This is a genomic window from Pseudomonas fulva (assembly GCF_023517795.1).
Classification (GTDB): domain Bacteria; phylum Pseudomonadota; class Gammaproteobacteria; order Pseudomonadales; family Pseudomonadaceae; genus Aquipseudomonas; species Aquipseudomonas fulva_D.
The window spans coordinates 617,642-630,893 of sequence record NZ_CP082928.1 but is presented as its reverse complement, the minus strand read 5'-3'; the positions used below and the strand labels follow the sequence as shown (position 1 = coordinate 630,893).

General features: G+C 62.0%; 15 protein-coding genes and 1 tRNA gene. 12 read left to right on the top strand and 4 right to left on the bottom strand.

The window, feature by feature from the left end; all coding sequences use genetic code 11:
- The first annotated feature begins 62 nt into the window (after positions 1-62).
- The 3 genes from K8U54_RS02805 to K8U54_RS02795 all read left to right on the top strand — a co-directional run bounded on the left by K8U54_RS02805 (position 63) and on the right by K8U54_RS02795 (position 2,711).
- Positions 63-137, top strand: a tRNA-Arg gene (locus tag K8U54_RS02805).
- Between the two features lie 429 nt (positions 138-566).
- Positions 567-1,223: a YceH family protein gene (locus K8U54_RS02800; protein ID WP_434059981.1), complete on the top strand. Its 657-nt coding sequence runs from the start codon at positions 567-569 to the stop codon at positions 1,221-1,223.
- A 156-nt stretch (positions 1,224-1,379) separates the two neighbouring features.
- A complete protein-coding gene (locus K8U54_RS02795) occupies positions 1,380-2,711 on the top strand; it encodes an MFS transporter (RefSeq protein WP_249908774.1) in 1,332 nt (443 codons plus the stop codon).
- Between the two features lie 144 nt (positions 2,712-2,855).
- Here the strand turns inward: K8U54_RS02795 and K8U54_RS02790 are convergent, their stop codons facing one another.
- The 4 genes from K8U54_RS02790 to flgA form a co-directional block, all read right to left on the bottom strand.
- On the bottom strand, positions 2,856-3,605 hold the full coding sequence (locus K8U54_RS02790) for a flagellar brake protein (RefSeq protein WP_249908773.1): 750 nt from the start codon (positions 3,603-3,605) through the stop codon (positions 2,856-2,858).
- 78 nt (positions 3,606-3,683) lie between these two features.
- Positions 3,684-4,151: a flagella synthesis protein FlgN gene (locus K8U54_RS02785; protein ID WP_249908772.1), complete on the bottom strand. Its 468-nt coding sequence runs from the start codon at positions 4,149-4,151 to the stop codon at positions 3,684-3,686.
- Between the two features lie 104 nt (positions 4,152-4,255).
- Positions 4,256-4,591 (bottom strand): flagellar biosynthesis anti-sigma factor FlgM, encoded by a 336-nt coding sequence (flgM, locus tag K8U54_RS02780; RefSeq protein ID WP_249908771.1) that lies wholly within the window; start codon positions 4,589-4,591, stop codon positions 4,256-4,258.
- Between the two features lie 143 nt (positions 4,592-4,734).
- Positions 4,735-5,493 (bottom strand): flagellar basal body P-ring formation chaperone FlgA, encoded by a 759-nt coding sequence (flgA, locus tag K8U54_RS02775; RefSeq protein ID WP_249908770.1) that lies wholly within the window; start codon positions 5,491-5,493, stop codon positions 4,735-4,737.
- A gap of 80 nt (positions 5,494-5,573) precedes the next feature.
- Between flgA and K8U54_RS02770 the strand changes: the two genes are divergently transcribed.
- The 9 genes from K8U54_RS02770 to flgH all read left to right on the top strand — a co-directional run bounded on the left by K8U54_RS02770 (position 5,574) and on the right by flgH (position 13,251).
- The gene (locus K8U54_RS02770) at positions 5,574-6,497 is read left to right on the top strand and encodes a chemotaxis protein CheV (RefSeq protein WP_249908769.1); all 924 of its coding nucleotides are present in this window, start codon (positions 5,574-5,576) and stop codon (positions 6,495-6,497) included.
- A 102-nt stretch (positions 6,498-6,599) separates the two neighbouring features.
- Positions 6,600-7,427, top strand: a complete 828-nt coding sequence (gene cheR / locus K8U54_RS02765) for a protein-glutamate O-methyltransferase CheR (RefSeq protein WP_249908768.1) — start codon at positions 6,600-6,602, stop codon at positions 7,425-7,427.
- Positions 7,428-7,712: 285 nt separating this feature from the next.
- Positions 7,713-8,123, top strand: a complete 411-nt coding sequence (gene flgB / locus K8U54_RS02760; protein WP_249908767.1) for a flagellar basal body rod protein FlgB — start codon at positions 7,713-7,715, stop codon at positions 8,121-8,123.
- Between the two features lie 11 nt (positions 8,124-8,134).
- Positions 8,135-8,578: a flagellar basal body rod protein FlgC gene (flgC, locus tag K8U54_RS02755; protein WP_027906146.1), complete on the top strand. Its 444-nt coding sequence runs from the start codon at positions 8,135-8,137 to the stop codon at positions 8,576-8,578.
- Positions 8,579-8,592: 14 nt separating this feature from the next.
- Positions 8,593-9,264, top strand: coding sequence for a flagellar hook assembly protein FlgD (gene flgD, locus K8U54_RS02750; RefSeq protein ID WP_249908766.1), 672 nt, complete (start codon positions 8,593-8,595; stop codon positions 9,262-9,264).
- 43 nt (positions 9,265-9,307) lie between these two features.
- Positions 9,308-10,711 (top strand): flagellar hook protein FlgE, encoded by a 1,404-nt coding sequence (locus K8U54_RS02745; protein WP_249908765.1) that lies wholly within the window; start codon positions 9,308-9,310, stop codon positions 10,709-10,711.
- Positions 10,712-10,903: 192 nt separating this feature from the next.
- The gene (locus K8U54_RS02740) at positions 10,904-11,644 is read left to right on the top strand and encodes a flagellar basal body rod protein FlgF (RefSeq protein WP_070886717.1); all 741 of its coding nucleotides are present in this window, start codon (positions 10,904-10,906) and stop codon (positions 11,642-11,644) included.
- Between the two features lie 46 nt (positions 11,645-11,690).
- Positions 11,691-12,476 (top strand): flagellar basal-body rod protein FlgG, encoded by a 786-nt coding sequence (gene flgG, locus K8U54_RS02735; RefSeq protein WP_249908764.1) that lies wholly within the window; start codon positions 11,691-11,693, stop codon positions 12,474-12,476.
- Between the two features lie 61 nt (positions 12,477-12,537).
- Positions 12,538-13,251, top strand: a complete 714-nt coding sequence (gene flgH / locus K8U54_RS02730) for a flagellar basal body L-ring protein FlgH (protein ID WP_249908763.1) — start codon at positions 12,538-12,540, stop codon at positions 13,249-13,251.
- Position 13,252 lies beyond the last annotated feature (1 nt).

Genomic DNA, 13,252 nt, shown 5'->3' with positions numbered 1-13,252 from the left:
AACGCCGCGATGGCAACGCAGCTAGTTTTTCAACAGCCCGCCAAGGGCGCCGGATCGATCGGGTCTCCTTAGTTCAACGGATAGAATAAGCCCCTCCTAAGGGCTAGATGCTGGTTCGATTCCAGCAGGGGACGCCATGATCCGCACCCGATGTCCGCCCTCGATGGCGGTCGTGTGCCGGTTCGCGTTAGCCTGAAAGAAGGCCAAAAATCGCCGGGAGCGATTTTTGGCGTCGGCTCTCCCGAAGGGTGGTCGGCAGGGTCGGCAGACCACAAAAAAAGACCCGGCAAAAAGCCGGGTCAATAACCGTGATTAGCCTGATGAGGAGATAAACTGGAAGCGTCCGACCAGGAAGCCTTCAGGTTATCCAACCAGCCTCGCGGCTGGTGATGTAGATAATAGTCATTCTCGATTATTAGTCAATAAAAATACTTCTCATTTATCGTTTGCCTCGGTCGTCGATTGCGTGTGCGTTGAAAATCAGCGACTTGCATGACCACAAAATCCGCTTCACCTGTGTCAACCGCAGCGCACTCAGGCTACGCTAGGGGCAATCCCCAGGCCTGGTGAGCGACATGACCGAAGATAGCAACGACACGTCTCCGTTGAGCGCCGCTGAAGCGCGCATCCTGGGCTGCCTGATCGAAAAGCAGGCCACCACCCCTGAAGCCTATCCGCTGACCCTGAATGCGCTGGTGCTCGCCTGTAACCAGAAAACCAGCCGTGACCCGCTGATGAACCTCGCCCAGGGGGCAGTAGGGCAGGGATTGCGCAACCTGGAGGAGCGCGGTTTCGTGCGCCTGGTCATGGGCAGCCGTGCCGATCGCTGGGAGCATCGGATCGACAAGGCCCTGGAATTGGTGGCGCCCCAGGTGACCTTGCTCGGTCTGCTGCTGCTGAGGGGGCCGCAGACCACCGGTGAGTTGCTGGCGCGCAGCAACCGCCAGTACGATTTCGATGATACCCAGCAGGTGCAGCACAACCTCGAGCGAATGATCGGCCGGCAGTTGGTGGCCCTGGTCGGGCGCCAGCCTGGGCAGCGTGAGGACCGGTATGCCCAGCTGCTCGGTGATCCCGAGCAGCTGCAGGCGCAACTGCAGGAGCGGGCACAGCGCCAGGAGCCATCGAGTGGTGGCGCGGCGGAGCGGCTGGAGGCGCTCGAGGCGCGTATCGGCGCCCTGGAGGCGCGGCTGGCGCTGCTGGAAAACAAGGCAGCCGACTGAGCCCTAGGGTGCTTGGAATGAGTGAACTGTGCCCGATGCGTACCATCCATATGGCACAGCGGCAGCTTGGTAGCCTTGGATGCAGGGTGACTTGCCTGGTCGCCCGTCGAACATAGGCCTGCTCTAGAAGCCGGTACAAGGAGTTGTTGCAGTCCAATGCGCCTGATCTGGAAATCCTTCAGTTCCCTCTACATCGCCACCGTCCTGATGCTGCTGGGCTCGGGCCTGCTGAGTACCTACCTGGCGCTGCGCCTGGCCGAATCCGGCGAGGGCGTATGGGCCGGTGCACTGATGGCGGCCAACTATTTCGGCCTGGTGCTGGGCGGCAAGATCGGTCACCGGCTGATCGCCCGCGTGGGCCATATCCGCGCCTACGTGGCCTGCGCCGGCGTGGTGACGGCGGCAGTGCTCGGTCACGGCCTGCTCGACTGGCTGCCGGCGTGGCTGGTGCTGCGTGTGCTGGTCGGCCTGGGCATGATGTGTCAGTACATGGTGATCGAAAGCTGGCTCAACGAGCAGGCGGAAACCAAGCAGCGTGGCCTGGTATTCGCCGGCTACATGGCCGCGTCCTACCTGGGACTGGTGCTCGGCCAACTGGTGCTGGTGGTGCATCCGACCCTGGGGCTGGAGCTGCTGATGCTGGTGGCACTGTCGTTCGCCCTGTGCCTGGTGCCCGTGGCGTTGACCCGGCGCCTGCACCCGGCGCCGCTGCGCCCCGCGCCGCTGGAGATGCGCTTCTTCTTGCGCCGCGTTCCGCTGTCGCTTACCACCATCGGCGTTGCCGGCCTGATGATCGGCTCCTTCTATGGCCTGGCGCCGCTTTACGCCGCCGAGATGGGGCTGGCCACCGAACAGATCGGTATCTTCATGGGCTGCTGCATCCTCGCCGGGCTGGTGGTGCAGGCGCCGCTGGGCTGGCTGTCTGACCGCTTCGACAGGGTCAAGCTGATACGCGGCATGGCCGGCGCATTGCTGTTGGTGGCGTTGCCACTGGCGATCCTGACCGAGGCGCCCCTGTTACTGCTGATTTCGGTGGGTTTCATCGTCAGCATGCTGCAGTTCAGCCTGTACCCACTGGCCGTGGCGTTCGCCAACGACCACGTCGAGACGGACCGGCGGGTATCGCTGACCGCCATGTTGCTGGTCACCTTCGGGGTCGGCGCCTGCATCGGCCCGCTGCTGGTCGGTGTGCTGATGCGCTTTTTCGGCGCCAACATGCTGTATGCGTTCTTCTGCCTGTGCGGGCTGTTCCTGGTCTGGCGGGTGCGCTCGAATATCGTCACTCACCTGCATCAGGTCGACGATGCGCCGCTGCAACACGTGGCCATGCCGGTGAACATGACCGCATCGCCGTTGGTGGCGGCACTGGATCCACGGGTCGACGAGCAGGTGGTGCAGGAGCAGATGCAGGAGCCCGTGGCAAGCGAACCGGAAGGCGCCACAACCCAGCGCGATGAGCCGCAACCTTCCCCCACGCCGCAGGCCTGACGCGGGTGGGCTGGGGGCTGTTGGGGTTTCACGCCTGCCCGCGCCGGAGCCCGTTTTGCCGCGAGACAAGGCACGAGCCGCGAAGTGTGGCAGGCCAGGTGAGCCGGCGAGAAACGCCGCCTCGCGTTGCAACGCCAACGGACCCTAGAGAAAGGTGTCGCTCTCGAAGCGGCGTGCCTCGCGCTGCAACTGGTAGACGAAACGTTCGATCAGGCGCTGCTGCAGGCCACTCAGGTTGTCGAAATGCAGGCCGGCGAAGGTGACGTCAAGCTTGTCGTCATAGCGGGTATGGCGCAGCTCGATGGCCGTCTCCAGCTTGCCGACGGGCAGTTGTGCGCTGAACACCTCGTAGATCTGCCCAGGTTGCAACTGCTTGCTGGCGTCGCCAGGTAGCCGAATCTTGCAGCCCGAGGCGGAGATGTCCAGCATCAGGCCTTCGAGCGGATTGCGCAGCCGCGTTCCGCCCAGTTGTACCTTGACCTGTTCCGATTGCTTGAGCGCGGCACGAAAGGCGTTGCGTCGCTGGTGGTAATGCACCTCGGTGGGAATGGCGCCGACGTAGCAGCGTTCCCCCTCGTGCTCACCCGTGCGCATGCCCGTCGGGCATTCCCAGGCGATGCGTACGCCGTCGTGCAGCGACTCGACGCTGAAGGCTTCGCCATTTTGCAGGTAGCGTTCGCCATCAGTGGGAATCATCTCATCGAGAATCAGCAGGTTGCGCTCGCGGTCGATGTCGATGACATAGCTCTGGAAGCGCTGGTTGCGCTCGTGAAACGTCAGGGTCAGCGGGTCATGATGTTGTTGCAGGAGACGTAGGTTGGCAACGATTTCCACCGGCGCCTTGAGCACCTTGGGAGGTTGCGGGCCACAGTCCTGAGCGAAGGGGTTGGACACGGTCCAGTGATCTCCGGGGCAAGGTACTGCTGCGTTAGGTGAGGCAGCGGGTGCATCACCGCGCATCTTGTCGTTATGTCAGGCCTGGCTGAGCGGGCGTTTGTTGCCGATCTTAGCGGTACTGCCGCTGCTGTCATAGAGCGACGGCGTTTCCGCGCCGCGCAGGATGCCGAGCATGCTGGCCGTGGATTTCTGGCTGGAGCGAATGATCCGGCCGTTGCGCAGGTTGGCTTCCTGGCAGCGCTCGAGCAACTCGCTCAACTGCTCACTGGCCTGGATCAGTTCGTCGCCCTTGTCCGAGCGTTCGGCTAGCGCCTGCAAGCCCGAGCGGTCAGGACTCAACTGCAGGTTGAGCAGGGTTTGGGTGCGGCTTCTGCCGTGTTGCTCGAGGGTGGCCAGCAACGGCTGCTTGCTGGCGAGAATGTCCTGCAACTTGCTCAGGTCATGTTCACCCAGGGAATGGTATTCGGCGTCGATCAGCTCAAGCAGTTGCGCTGCGTGGCCGATATCCTCGTTGAACAGGTCGAGCAGGGGCGTGATGTTCATGGTTCGGGCTCTCTGGGGTGAAACCTTCAGGCGCGCGTCTGCTGTGGCAGCGGACTGGCATCAAGACAGTTTCCGGGCGTCCAACACCCCAGGCGAGCCGAAGACTAGCGCTGGGATTCGAAATTGAGCAGCTTGCTGGCGACGCGCTGGCTGTCGACCTGGTAGCTACCGTCGGCCACGGCCTGTTTCAGCCTGGCCACTCGATCGCTATCGACGGCAGGCTGGTCACGCAGCTTGTCGACGGTTTTCTGCAACTGTTGTGCTTCGCTGCTCAGCTGAACGGACTCGCCGCTCTTGCTGCCGGCAGTGGTCGGCTGAGCCGCGGCGGTGCTGCCGGCGGCCTTGTTGTCGATGGCTTCGTTCTTGCCGCCCTGGGTGCTGCCTGCACGGGTAGTGCTGGCTGGCGTGGAGCTGTTGAGTCGGTTGAAGTCGATGACCATGATGCAAAACCTCTAACGGTGTGTGGACGCTTGCCTAGTGTGTCGGCTGTGCCCGGAAAAACTTTAGGCAAAAAAATCGCGTCGCCTGCACAGTCTAAAACAGCCTTGGCCGCTCGTCAGCCAGTCCGTTGGTCAAGCCGTTCTCACATCGCTACTTCTACCTGCCCGGGGCCGATCACGCGGGCGCGCACCACGCGTTGCGAGCGCTGGTTGCGTACGCTGATCTGCTTGCCCACGGCCCCGTCGGAAAGCGCTTCGCCGGGCATGCGCACGTTGATGCCGCCGCTGCGTGCGCTGATCACCACCTGATCGCCACGGCGGATGACCTCCGCCTGGCGAATGAAGGTGGGCGACAGCACCTGGTCGGGTTGCAGCGGGCGGGTGGTCTTGCGGCCAAGCGCCTGGTCCAGGTCGATCATGTAGCCCTGGTTGAGCAGGCCGACGTCGCGCTCGGCGAGGGTCAGGTCGCCTTCACCGAGTACGCCTTCGCGCTTGACCGGGCGTACCACGGTGACCACCTCGCGATAAAGACGCACCTGGCCGGGAACGAACACGGTCCAGGGTGAGGTTCCGTCGCAGCGCACCCGCGACGTCACCCGGCCAACCGGTTCGGCCGGGGTTTCCAGGGTGATCGTCAGCGCTTGATCGCACAGGGGCAGGCGTAGCCGTGGGTCGAGGCGGTTGATCTGCACCTCGTGGCGCGCCTGAATATTGCTGCGTTGCAAATAGTCTGCAACTGCCTGCTCAAGAAAGCGCTGGGTCTCGCCGATAAGCTGATCGGGCAGGGTGACGGAGGCAGTCGTCAGTGTGCTATAGCCGAGCGCCAGCAAAGCAGGTAAAACTGCCAGGCAACGAAGGCTCTTGGCCATCGCGCGTCGGATAATTGTCATTTGTGCATTCATGTCTGGTTCGAAGCAAGGCGCGTGCCGCCTGCTACGCTAACCAAATCTGATGTGTTACTGGAATCTTGGGAGCCCCGTACATGGCCGGTGTGATGGATTCGGTCAACCAGCGAACTCAGCTGGTTGGGCAAAATCGCCTGGAACTGCTGCTGTTTCGTCTCGACGGCTCTCAGCTGTACGGGATCAACGTCTTCAAGGTGAAGGAGGTGTTGCAGTGCCCGAAACTCACCATCATGCCCAAGTCGAGCCCGGTGGTTCGAGGCGTGGCCAATATCCGCGGCGGTACGATTCCGATCCTGGATCTGTCGATCGCCACGGGCAAGCGTCCGCTGGGTGACATCAACGGCAGCTTCGTGATCATCACCGAATACAACACCAAGGTGCAGGGTTTCCTGGTGCGTTCGGTTGAGCGCATCGTCAACATGAACTGGGAAGAGATCCACCCGCCACCCAAGGGCACCGGGCGCGATCACTACCTGACCGCGGTCACCCGGCTCGACGACAAGCTGGTCGAGATCATCGACGTCGAGAAGATTCTCGCCGAAGTGGCGCCCACGTCCGAAGTGATCTCGGCAGGCGTGGTCGACGCCGAAGTGCAGACCAAGGCCGTCAGCCAGCACGTGCTGATCGTCGATGACTCCTCGGTCGCTCGCAAGCAGGTGATGCGTTGCCTGCAAACCGTCGGCGTGGAGGTCACGGCGCTTAACGACGGTCGCCAGGCCCTCGAGTTTCTGCGCGCGATGGTCGAGGAGGGCAAGTCGCCGGAGCAGGAATTGCTGATGATCATTTCCGATATCGAGATGCCGGAGATGGACGGCTACACCCTGACCGCGGCCATCCGGACCGACCCGCGCATGCAGAAGCTGCACATTCTGCTGCATACTTCGCTGTCCGGCGTGTTCAACCAGGCCATGGTGAAGAAAGTGGGGGCCGACGATTTCCTGGCGAAATTCCGCCCGGATGATCTGGCTTCCCGGGTGGTCGAACGCATCAAGGCTGGCTGATCGTCACCGCGTCAACAAGGCTGTGGGTATCGCAGCCAAACCGGCGAGCGCTCCTGGGAGCGTTCGCCGTATCCGATTCAACAGATGGACGAGGCCTCACGAGTGTCTTCAGGTAATTTGGATTTCGAGCAATTCCGGATCTTTCTGGAAAAAGCCTGTGGCATCGTGCTGGGCAGCAACAAGCAATACCTGGTTTCCAGTCGGCTCAACAAGCTGATGGAAAGCAACGGCATCAAGACCCTGGGCGAGCTGGTACAGCGCATGCAGAACCAGCCACGCAGTGGCTTGCGCGAGCAGGTGGTCGATGCCATGACCACCAACGAGACCCTGTGGTTTCGCGACACCTATCCCTTCGAAGTGCTGAAGAATCGCGTATTGCCCGAGCTGCTCAAGGCCTACCCGGGGCAGCGCCTGCGTATCTGGTCGGCCGCCTGTTCGTCGGGGCAGGAGCCTTACTCGCTGTCGATGAGCATCGATGAGTTCGAGCGCAGCAATATCGGCCAGCTCAAGGCGGGCATCCAGATCGTGGCCACCGACTTGTCGCCCACCATGCTGAACAACTGCAAGTCCGGCGAATATGACAGCCTGGCCATGGGTCGCGGCCTGGCCCAGGAGCGCCTGCAACGCTATTTCGACCCCAAGGGGCCGGGGCGCTGGGTGGTGAAGCCGGCCATCAAGAGCCGCGTGGAATTCCGACCGCTGAACCTGCTCGATAGTTATGCCAGCCTTGGCAAGTTCGATATCGTGTTCTGCCGCAACGTGCTGATCTACTTCTCGGCGGAAGTGAAGAAGGACATCCTCACGCGCATCCACGCCATGCTCAAACCTGGTGGTTACCTGTTTCTCGGCGCATCCGAGGCGCTCAACGGGTTGCCCGAGAAGTACCAGATGGTGCAATGCAGCCCAGGCATCATCTACAAGGCAAAGTGATTGCCGCACCCTGAAAACAAACGGGAGGCCATGGCCTCCCGTTTGTTTTTTCCGTCCAGGCCACCGACGATGTTCTGTCGTCGCGGCGTCAGAAAAGCGGCAAATTGCCGTCGATATTGCCGCTGCAGCCTTGCCAAACGGCGGAAAAGCTTTGCCGCCTGGACCTTCTAAGCCTTCTGTTTTCCAGTGATCTAGCTGATTTATAAGCAGAAAAATAAATTGGCACGTGCCTTGCTGTGGTCTTTGCACGAGAACAGGCGAGCCGCTACGGCAAAGGTCCCTGAGATGAGCATCAGTTTCGACAAGGCACTTGGCATCCACGAGAAGGCCCTGGGCTTCCGTGCCCAGCGGGCCGAGGTACTGGCCAACAACATGGCCAACGCCGACACCCCCAACTACAAGGCACGCGACCTGGATTTCGCCTCGGTGCTGGCGCAGCAGGCAGCCAAGGGCAGCGGCAGTGGCAGTGCAGGGCTGCAGACCACCAACAGTCGGCATATTGCAGCAGAAGGCGTGCCAATGGGCGACGCGGCCCTGGCGTATCGCACGCCTACCGCACCCTCCATCGACCAGAACACCGTCGATGCCCAGGTCGAGCAGGCCAATTACGCCGAGAACGCGGTGGCCTTCCAGACCAGCTTCACGCTGCTCAATAGTAAATTCAAAGGGCTCATGAGCGCCCTGCGTGGTGAATAAAGGAGCCTGACATGTCCCTGACCAGTGTGTTCAATATCGCCGGAACCGGTATGAGTGCCCAGAGCACCCGCCTCAATACCATCTCCAGCAACATTGCCAACGCCGAAACCGTCTCGTCGAGCATCGACCAGACCTATCGCGCACGCCATCCGGTGTTCGCCACTGTTTTTCAGAACGCGCAGGGTGGCACCAACGGCTCGCTGTTCGCCGATCAGGATCAGTCCGGTGCCGGCGTGCAGGTGCTGGGCATCGTCGAGGATCAGAGCAGCCTGATGCCGCGCTACGAGCCCAATCATCCGGCGGCGGACGAGGCCGGCTACGTGTATTACCCCAACGTCAACGTGGTCGAGGAGATGGCGGACATGATCTCCGCCAGCCGTGCCTTCCAGACCAACGTGGAAATGATGAATACCGCCAAGCAGATGATGCAGCGCGTTCTGACCTTGGGTCAGTGAGCCGGGAGTGAGCGATGAGCACCGTTGATGGCGTAGGCGCCAGTTCCGTACTGGACAAATACCAGGTCAAGCAGGACAGCACGCAGAACAAGGAGCTGGGCAAGGACCAGTTCCTCAACCTGCTGGTGGCCCAGTTGAACAACCAGAACCCGCTGGAGCCCCAGGGCAACGGCGAGTTCATCGCGCAACTGGCGCAGTTCAGTACCGTGGAGGGGGTCGAGAAGCTCAATTCGAGCATGGAGACCATCCTCTCCGGCTATCAGTCGTCCCAGGCGCTGCAGGCTTCCTCGCTGGTCGGGCGCAAGGTGATCGTGCCGGTCGACAAGGCTGTCGTCGATACCAGCGAGAGTTTCAAGGCCAGCGCGGTGCTGCCGACCAGCAGCAGCAACGTGTACGTCAACGTCTACGACAGCTCCGGCGCGGTGGTCAGTCGTATCAACCTCGGCGAGCAGCAGGCCGGCAACGTGAGCTTCATCTGGGACGGCAAGGATTCGAGCGGCAACGTGATGAAGCCGGGCACCTACAAGTTCGAGGCCCAGGCCACGTACGGCAACGAAACCAAGGGGCTCTATACCTTGCTGCCGGCCAACGTCGACAGCGTCACCCTGGGTGGCAATGAATTGATGCTCAACCTGGCGGGGATCGGCAATGTGCCGTTGTCGCAGGTGCAGGTCATTGGTCAGTAATTAACAGGCTGTAACTGCCGGGTATTCGGCAAGGAGAATTTTCATGTCGTTCAATATCGGTCTGAGTGGCCTGCGCGCTGCGACCAGTGACCTCAATGTGACGGGTAACAACATCGCCAACGCCGGCACCGCCGGCTTCAAGCAGTCACGTGCCGAGTTTGCCGACCTGTACGCCTCGTCGATGCTCAGCAGCGGCTCCAATCCGATCGGCAGTGGCGTGCTGCTCAGCGATGTATCCCAGCTGTTCAGCCAGGGCAACATCAACTACACGAAGAACTCGCTGGATCTGGCCATCAATGGCAGTGGCTTCTTCCGTACCAGTAACAACGGTGACATCAGCTACACCCGTGCCGGTTATTTCGGCACCGACCGTGAAGGTTTCATCGTCAACAACTTCGGGCACAACCTGCAGGGCTACGGCGTGGACGCCAACGGCAACCTGCAGAACGGCATCATCGGCAACCTGAAGGTGGAAACCGCCAGCCAGGCGCCGCGCTCGACGAGCACCATCACTCAGCCGTTCAACCTGAACTCGACCGAGAGCGTGCCGGTCCTGAGGCAGAGTGCCTATGACCGGGAGATTGCCAACGCCGCCGATCCCGCCAACCCGACTGCGGCCGAAATTGCAGCGGCTCAGGCAGCGGCCAATGCGACCTTCAACCCGGCGGACCCGACCAGTTACAACCGTTCCACATCGGTGAACATCTATGACGCCCAGGGCAATGCGCATTCCTTCACTCAGTATTTCGTGAAGACCGGGGCGAACAATTGGGACGTCAAGATTCTGGTCGACGGCCGTAACCCGCTGAATCCGGCCAATACCCAGCCGCTTTCCGCCAGCATCAGCTTCGACGCTGCCGGCAAGCTGCAGGCCGTCAATCCGGCCGGCCTGAGCACCGGGCTCAGCGTCAATCCGGACGGTTCCATCAGCATGAATGGCTGGATTCCGGCAGCGCCCACCAATGCCGAAGGCACCACCTGGGCTGCCAACGGTTCCGAAGCCAGTGCCGAGGTGAAGTTCGATTTCCGTGGCTCCTCGCAGTACAACAGCACCTTCTCGGTGGCCAAGGTCGTGCAGGACGGCTACAGCACCGGCGAATTGGCGGGGCTCGAGATCGACGAGACCGGCGTTCTTTTCGCCCGCTACACCAATGGTCAGACCAAGGTGCAGGGCCAGCTGGTGCTGGCCAATTTCGCCAACATGCAGGGTTTGACGCCGGTGGGCAAGACCGCGTGGGTGCAGTCCTCGGAATCCGGCGAGCCGGTGATCGGCACGCCGCGAAGCGGCACCCTGGGCAGCCTGCAGTCGGGCGCGCTGGAGGACTCCAACGTCGAGCTGTCCGACCAGCTGGTCAACCTGATCGTGGCGCAGCGCAACTACCAGGCCAACGCCAAGACCATCGAAACCGAGAGCGCCATCACGCAGACCATCATCAACCTGCGTTGATAGCGTCAGGGAGTCGTTGCCGGAACCGGCAACGGCTCGCCGAGCGACAAATTACAGGCTCCTTCGGGAGCCTTTTTATTTTATTAAAATCATTTAAATTCAATGGGTTAGAATTACTTTTGGAATGTGGCATGTGTATTGCTTTTGAGGTGTGGTCAGAGTCGCGGGCGCGTCGCCCACCTCGGAGGAAACATGGACAAGATGCTGTACGTCTCCATGACTGGTGCCCATAACAACACCTTGGCCCAGCGTGCCCACGCCAACAATCTGGCGAACATCTCCACCACCGGTTTTCGCCGTGATTTCGAGCAGGCCCGTTCCATGCCGATTTTCGGTGAGACCCAGCCGTCGCGCGTATTCGCCATGAGCGAGCGACCGGGGACCGACTTCACGCCGGGCTCGCTGCAGGAAACCGGGCGCGATCTGGACGTCGCCATCGGCGGCAAGGGCTGGCTGGCGGTGCAGGCCCCCGACGGCACCGAGGCCTACGTGCGCACCGCGAGCCTGAACGTGGATGCCCAGGGCATGCTGCGCACCGGCAATGGCATGCCGGTGATGGGCAATGCCGGTCCCATCGCCGTGCCGCCCGAGCAGAAGATCGAGATCGGCCAGGACGGCACCATCAGTATCCGCGCCCTCGGCGAAGCGCCCAGGGTGCTGGCCGAGGTCGACCGGCTGCGACTGGTCAATCCTGACCTCAAGCAGATGCAGAAAGGCACCGACGGGCTGATCCGCTTCAACGGCCCGCAGCCGCCGGAAGCCGACGCCACGGTGCAGATCACCTCGGGCTTTCTGGAGTCGAGCAACGTCAATGCGGTCGAGGAGATGACCTCGATCCTGGCGCTGTCCCGGCAGTTCGAGCTGTCCGTCAAGATGATGCGCACGGCAGAAGATAATGACACCGCCATGGCGCGTGTCTTGCAAATGAGCTGATAACCAACGCGCGGCGCCATGAATCCGGCGCCCGAGGAGAAATGCTATGCTTCCGGCACTTTGGGTCAGCAAGACCGGCCTGTCCGCTCAGGACATGAACCTGACGACCATTTCCAACAACCTGGCCAACGTGTCCACCACGGGCTTCAAGCGCGACCGCGCCGAGTTCGAGGACCTGCTGTACCAGATCCGTCGCCAGCCAGGCGGGCAGTCCAGCCAGGACAGCCAATTGCCGTCCGGCCTGCAGCTGGGTACCGGTGTGCGCATCAACGGCACGCAAAAGATCTTCACCGCCGGCAGCCTGCAGACCACCGAGCAACCGATGGACATGGCGGTCAATGGTCGTGGCTTCTTCCAGGTGCTGATGCCCGATGGCACGGTGTCCTACACCCGTGATGGCAGCTTCCACCTGAACTCCAACGGCCAGGTGGTCACCTCCCAGGGTTTCGCCCTGGAGCCCGCCATCGTGCTGCCGCCGGAAGTGCGCACCTTTACCGTCGGCGAGGACGGCACCGCCTCGGTCACCACCACCGGCAACCCGCAGCCGCAGATCGTCGGCAACCTGCAGATCGCCGACTTCATCAACCCGGCGGGCCTGGAAGCGATCGGCAACAACCTGTTCCTGGAGACCGCCTCCAGCGGTGCGCCCCAGGTCGGTACGCCCGGCCTCAACGGCCTGGGCACGACCCTGCAGAACACCCTGGAAAACTCCAACGTCAGCGTGGTCGAGGAGATGGTCAACATGATCACCACCCAGCGTGCCTACGAGATGAACTCCAAGGTCATCTCCACCGCCGACCAGATGCTGTCCTTCGTTACCCAGAACCTTTAAGACCCCGGGGTAGGGCAGCAGCCCGCCCCCTGATACGCCTGAACGCTGTGAGGTAGTGGTTATGAACCGCTTGGTGTGTGTGTTCTCGATTCTCGGCAGCGTAGTGCTGAGTGGCTGCGTGGCGCCTGCTGCCAAGCCCAACGATCCGTACTACGCACCTGTACTGCCGCGCACACCGCTGCCGGCAGCGCAGAACAATGGCTCGATCTTCCAGTCAGGGTTCGAAAACAACCTGTACGGCGATCGCAAGGCCTTTCGCGTGGGTGACGTGATCACCATCAGCCTCAGCGAGCGGATGCAGGCCAGCAAGAACGCCAGCTCGCAGCTGTCCAAGGACAGCAATGCCAATATCGGCCTGACCTCCCTGTTCGGTGGCGGTGTGTCGATCGACAACCCCAGCTCCGGTCTCAACCCGTTGAAGGCCGAGAACCTGGGGCTCAGCGCCCAGTATGGTGCCCAGCGTGACACCAGCGGCTCCGGCCAGGCCGGGCAGAGCAACAGCCTGACCGGCTCGATCACCGTGACAGTGGCCGAAGTGCTGCCCAACGGCCTGCTGGTGGTGCGCGGCGAGAAGTGGATGACCCTCAACACCGGCGACGAGCTGGTACGTATCGCCGGCCTGGTGCGCTCCGACGACGTGGCTCGCGACAACACCGTGGCCTCGACCCGTATCGCCGATGCGCGCATCACCTACTCCGGTACCGGCGCCTTCGCCGATGCCAGCCAGCCGGGGTGGCTAGATCGCTTCTTCGTCAGCCCGCTGTGGCCGTTCTGAG

Coding starts and splice junctions, on each gene's coding strand:
- K8U54_RS02795 (WP_249908774.1), top strand. CDS start 1,380: ATGCGCCTGATCTGGAAATCCTTCAGTTCCCTCTACATCGCCACCGTC.
- K8U54_RS02785 (WP_249908772.1), bottom strand. CDS start 4,151: ATGAACATCACGCCCCTGCTCGACCTGTTCAACGAGGATATCGGCCAC.
- flgM (WP_249908771.1), bottom strand. CDS start 4,591: ATGGTCATCGACTTCAACCGACTCAACAGCTCCACGCCAGCCAGCACT.
- flgA (WP_249908770.1), bottom strand. CDS start 5,493: ATGAATGCACAAATGACAATTATCCGACGCGCGATGGCCAAGAGCCTT.
- K8U54_RS02770 (WP_249908769.1), top strand. CDS start 5,574: ATGGCCGGTGTGATGGATTCGGTCAACCAGCGAACTCAGCTGGTTGGG.
- flgB (WP_249908767.1), top strand. CDS start 7,713: ATGAGCATCAGTTTCGACAAGGCACTTGGCATCCACGAGAAGGCCCTG.
- flgC (WP_027906146.1), top strand. CDS start 8,135: ATGTCCCTGACCAGTGTGTTCAATATCGCCGGAACCGGTATGAGTGCC.
- flgD (WP_249908766.1), top strand. CDS start 8,593: ATGAGCACCGTTGATGGCGTAGGCGCCAGTTCCGTACTGGACAAATAC.
- K8U54_RS02745 (WP_249908765.1), top strand. CDS start 9,308: ATGTCGTTCAATATCGGTCTGAGTGGCCTGCGCGCTGCGACCAGTGAC.
- K8U54_RS02740 (WP_070886717.1), top strand. CDS start 10,904: ATGGACAAGATGCTGTACGTCTCCATGACTGGTGCCCATAACAACACC.
- flgG (WP_249908764.1), top strand. CDS start 11,691: ATGCTTCCGGCACTTTGGGTCAGCAAGACCGGCCTGTCCGCTCAGGAC.
- flgH (WP_249908763.1), top strand. CDS start 12,538: ATGAACCGCTTGGTGTGTGTGTTCTCGATTCTCGGCAGCGTAGTGCTG.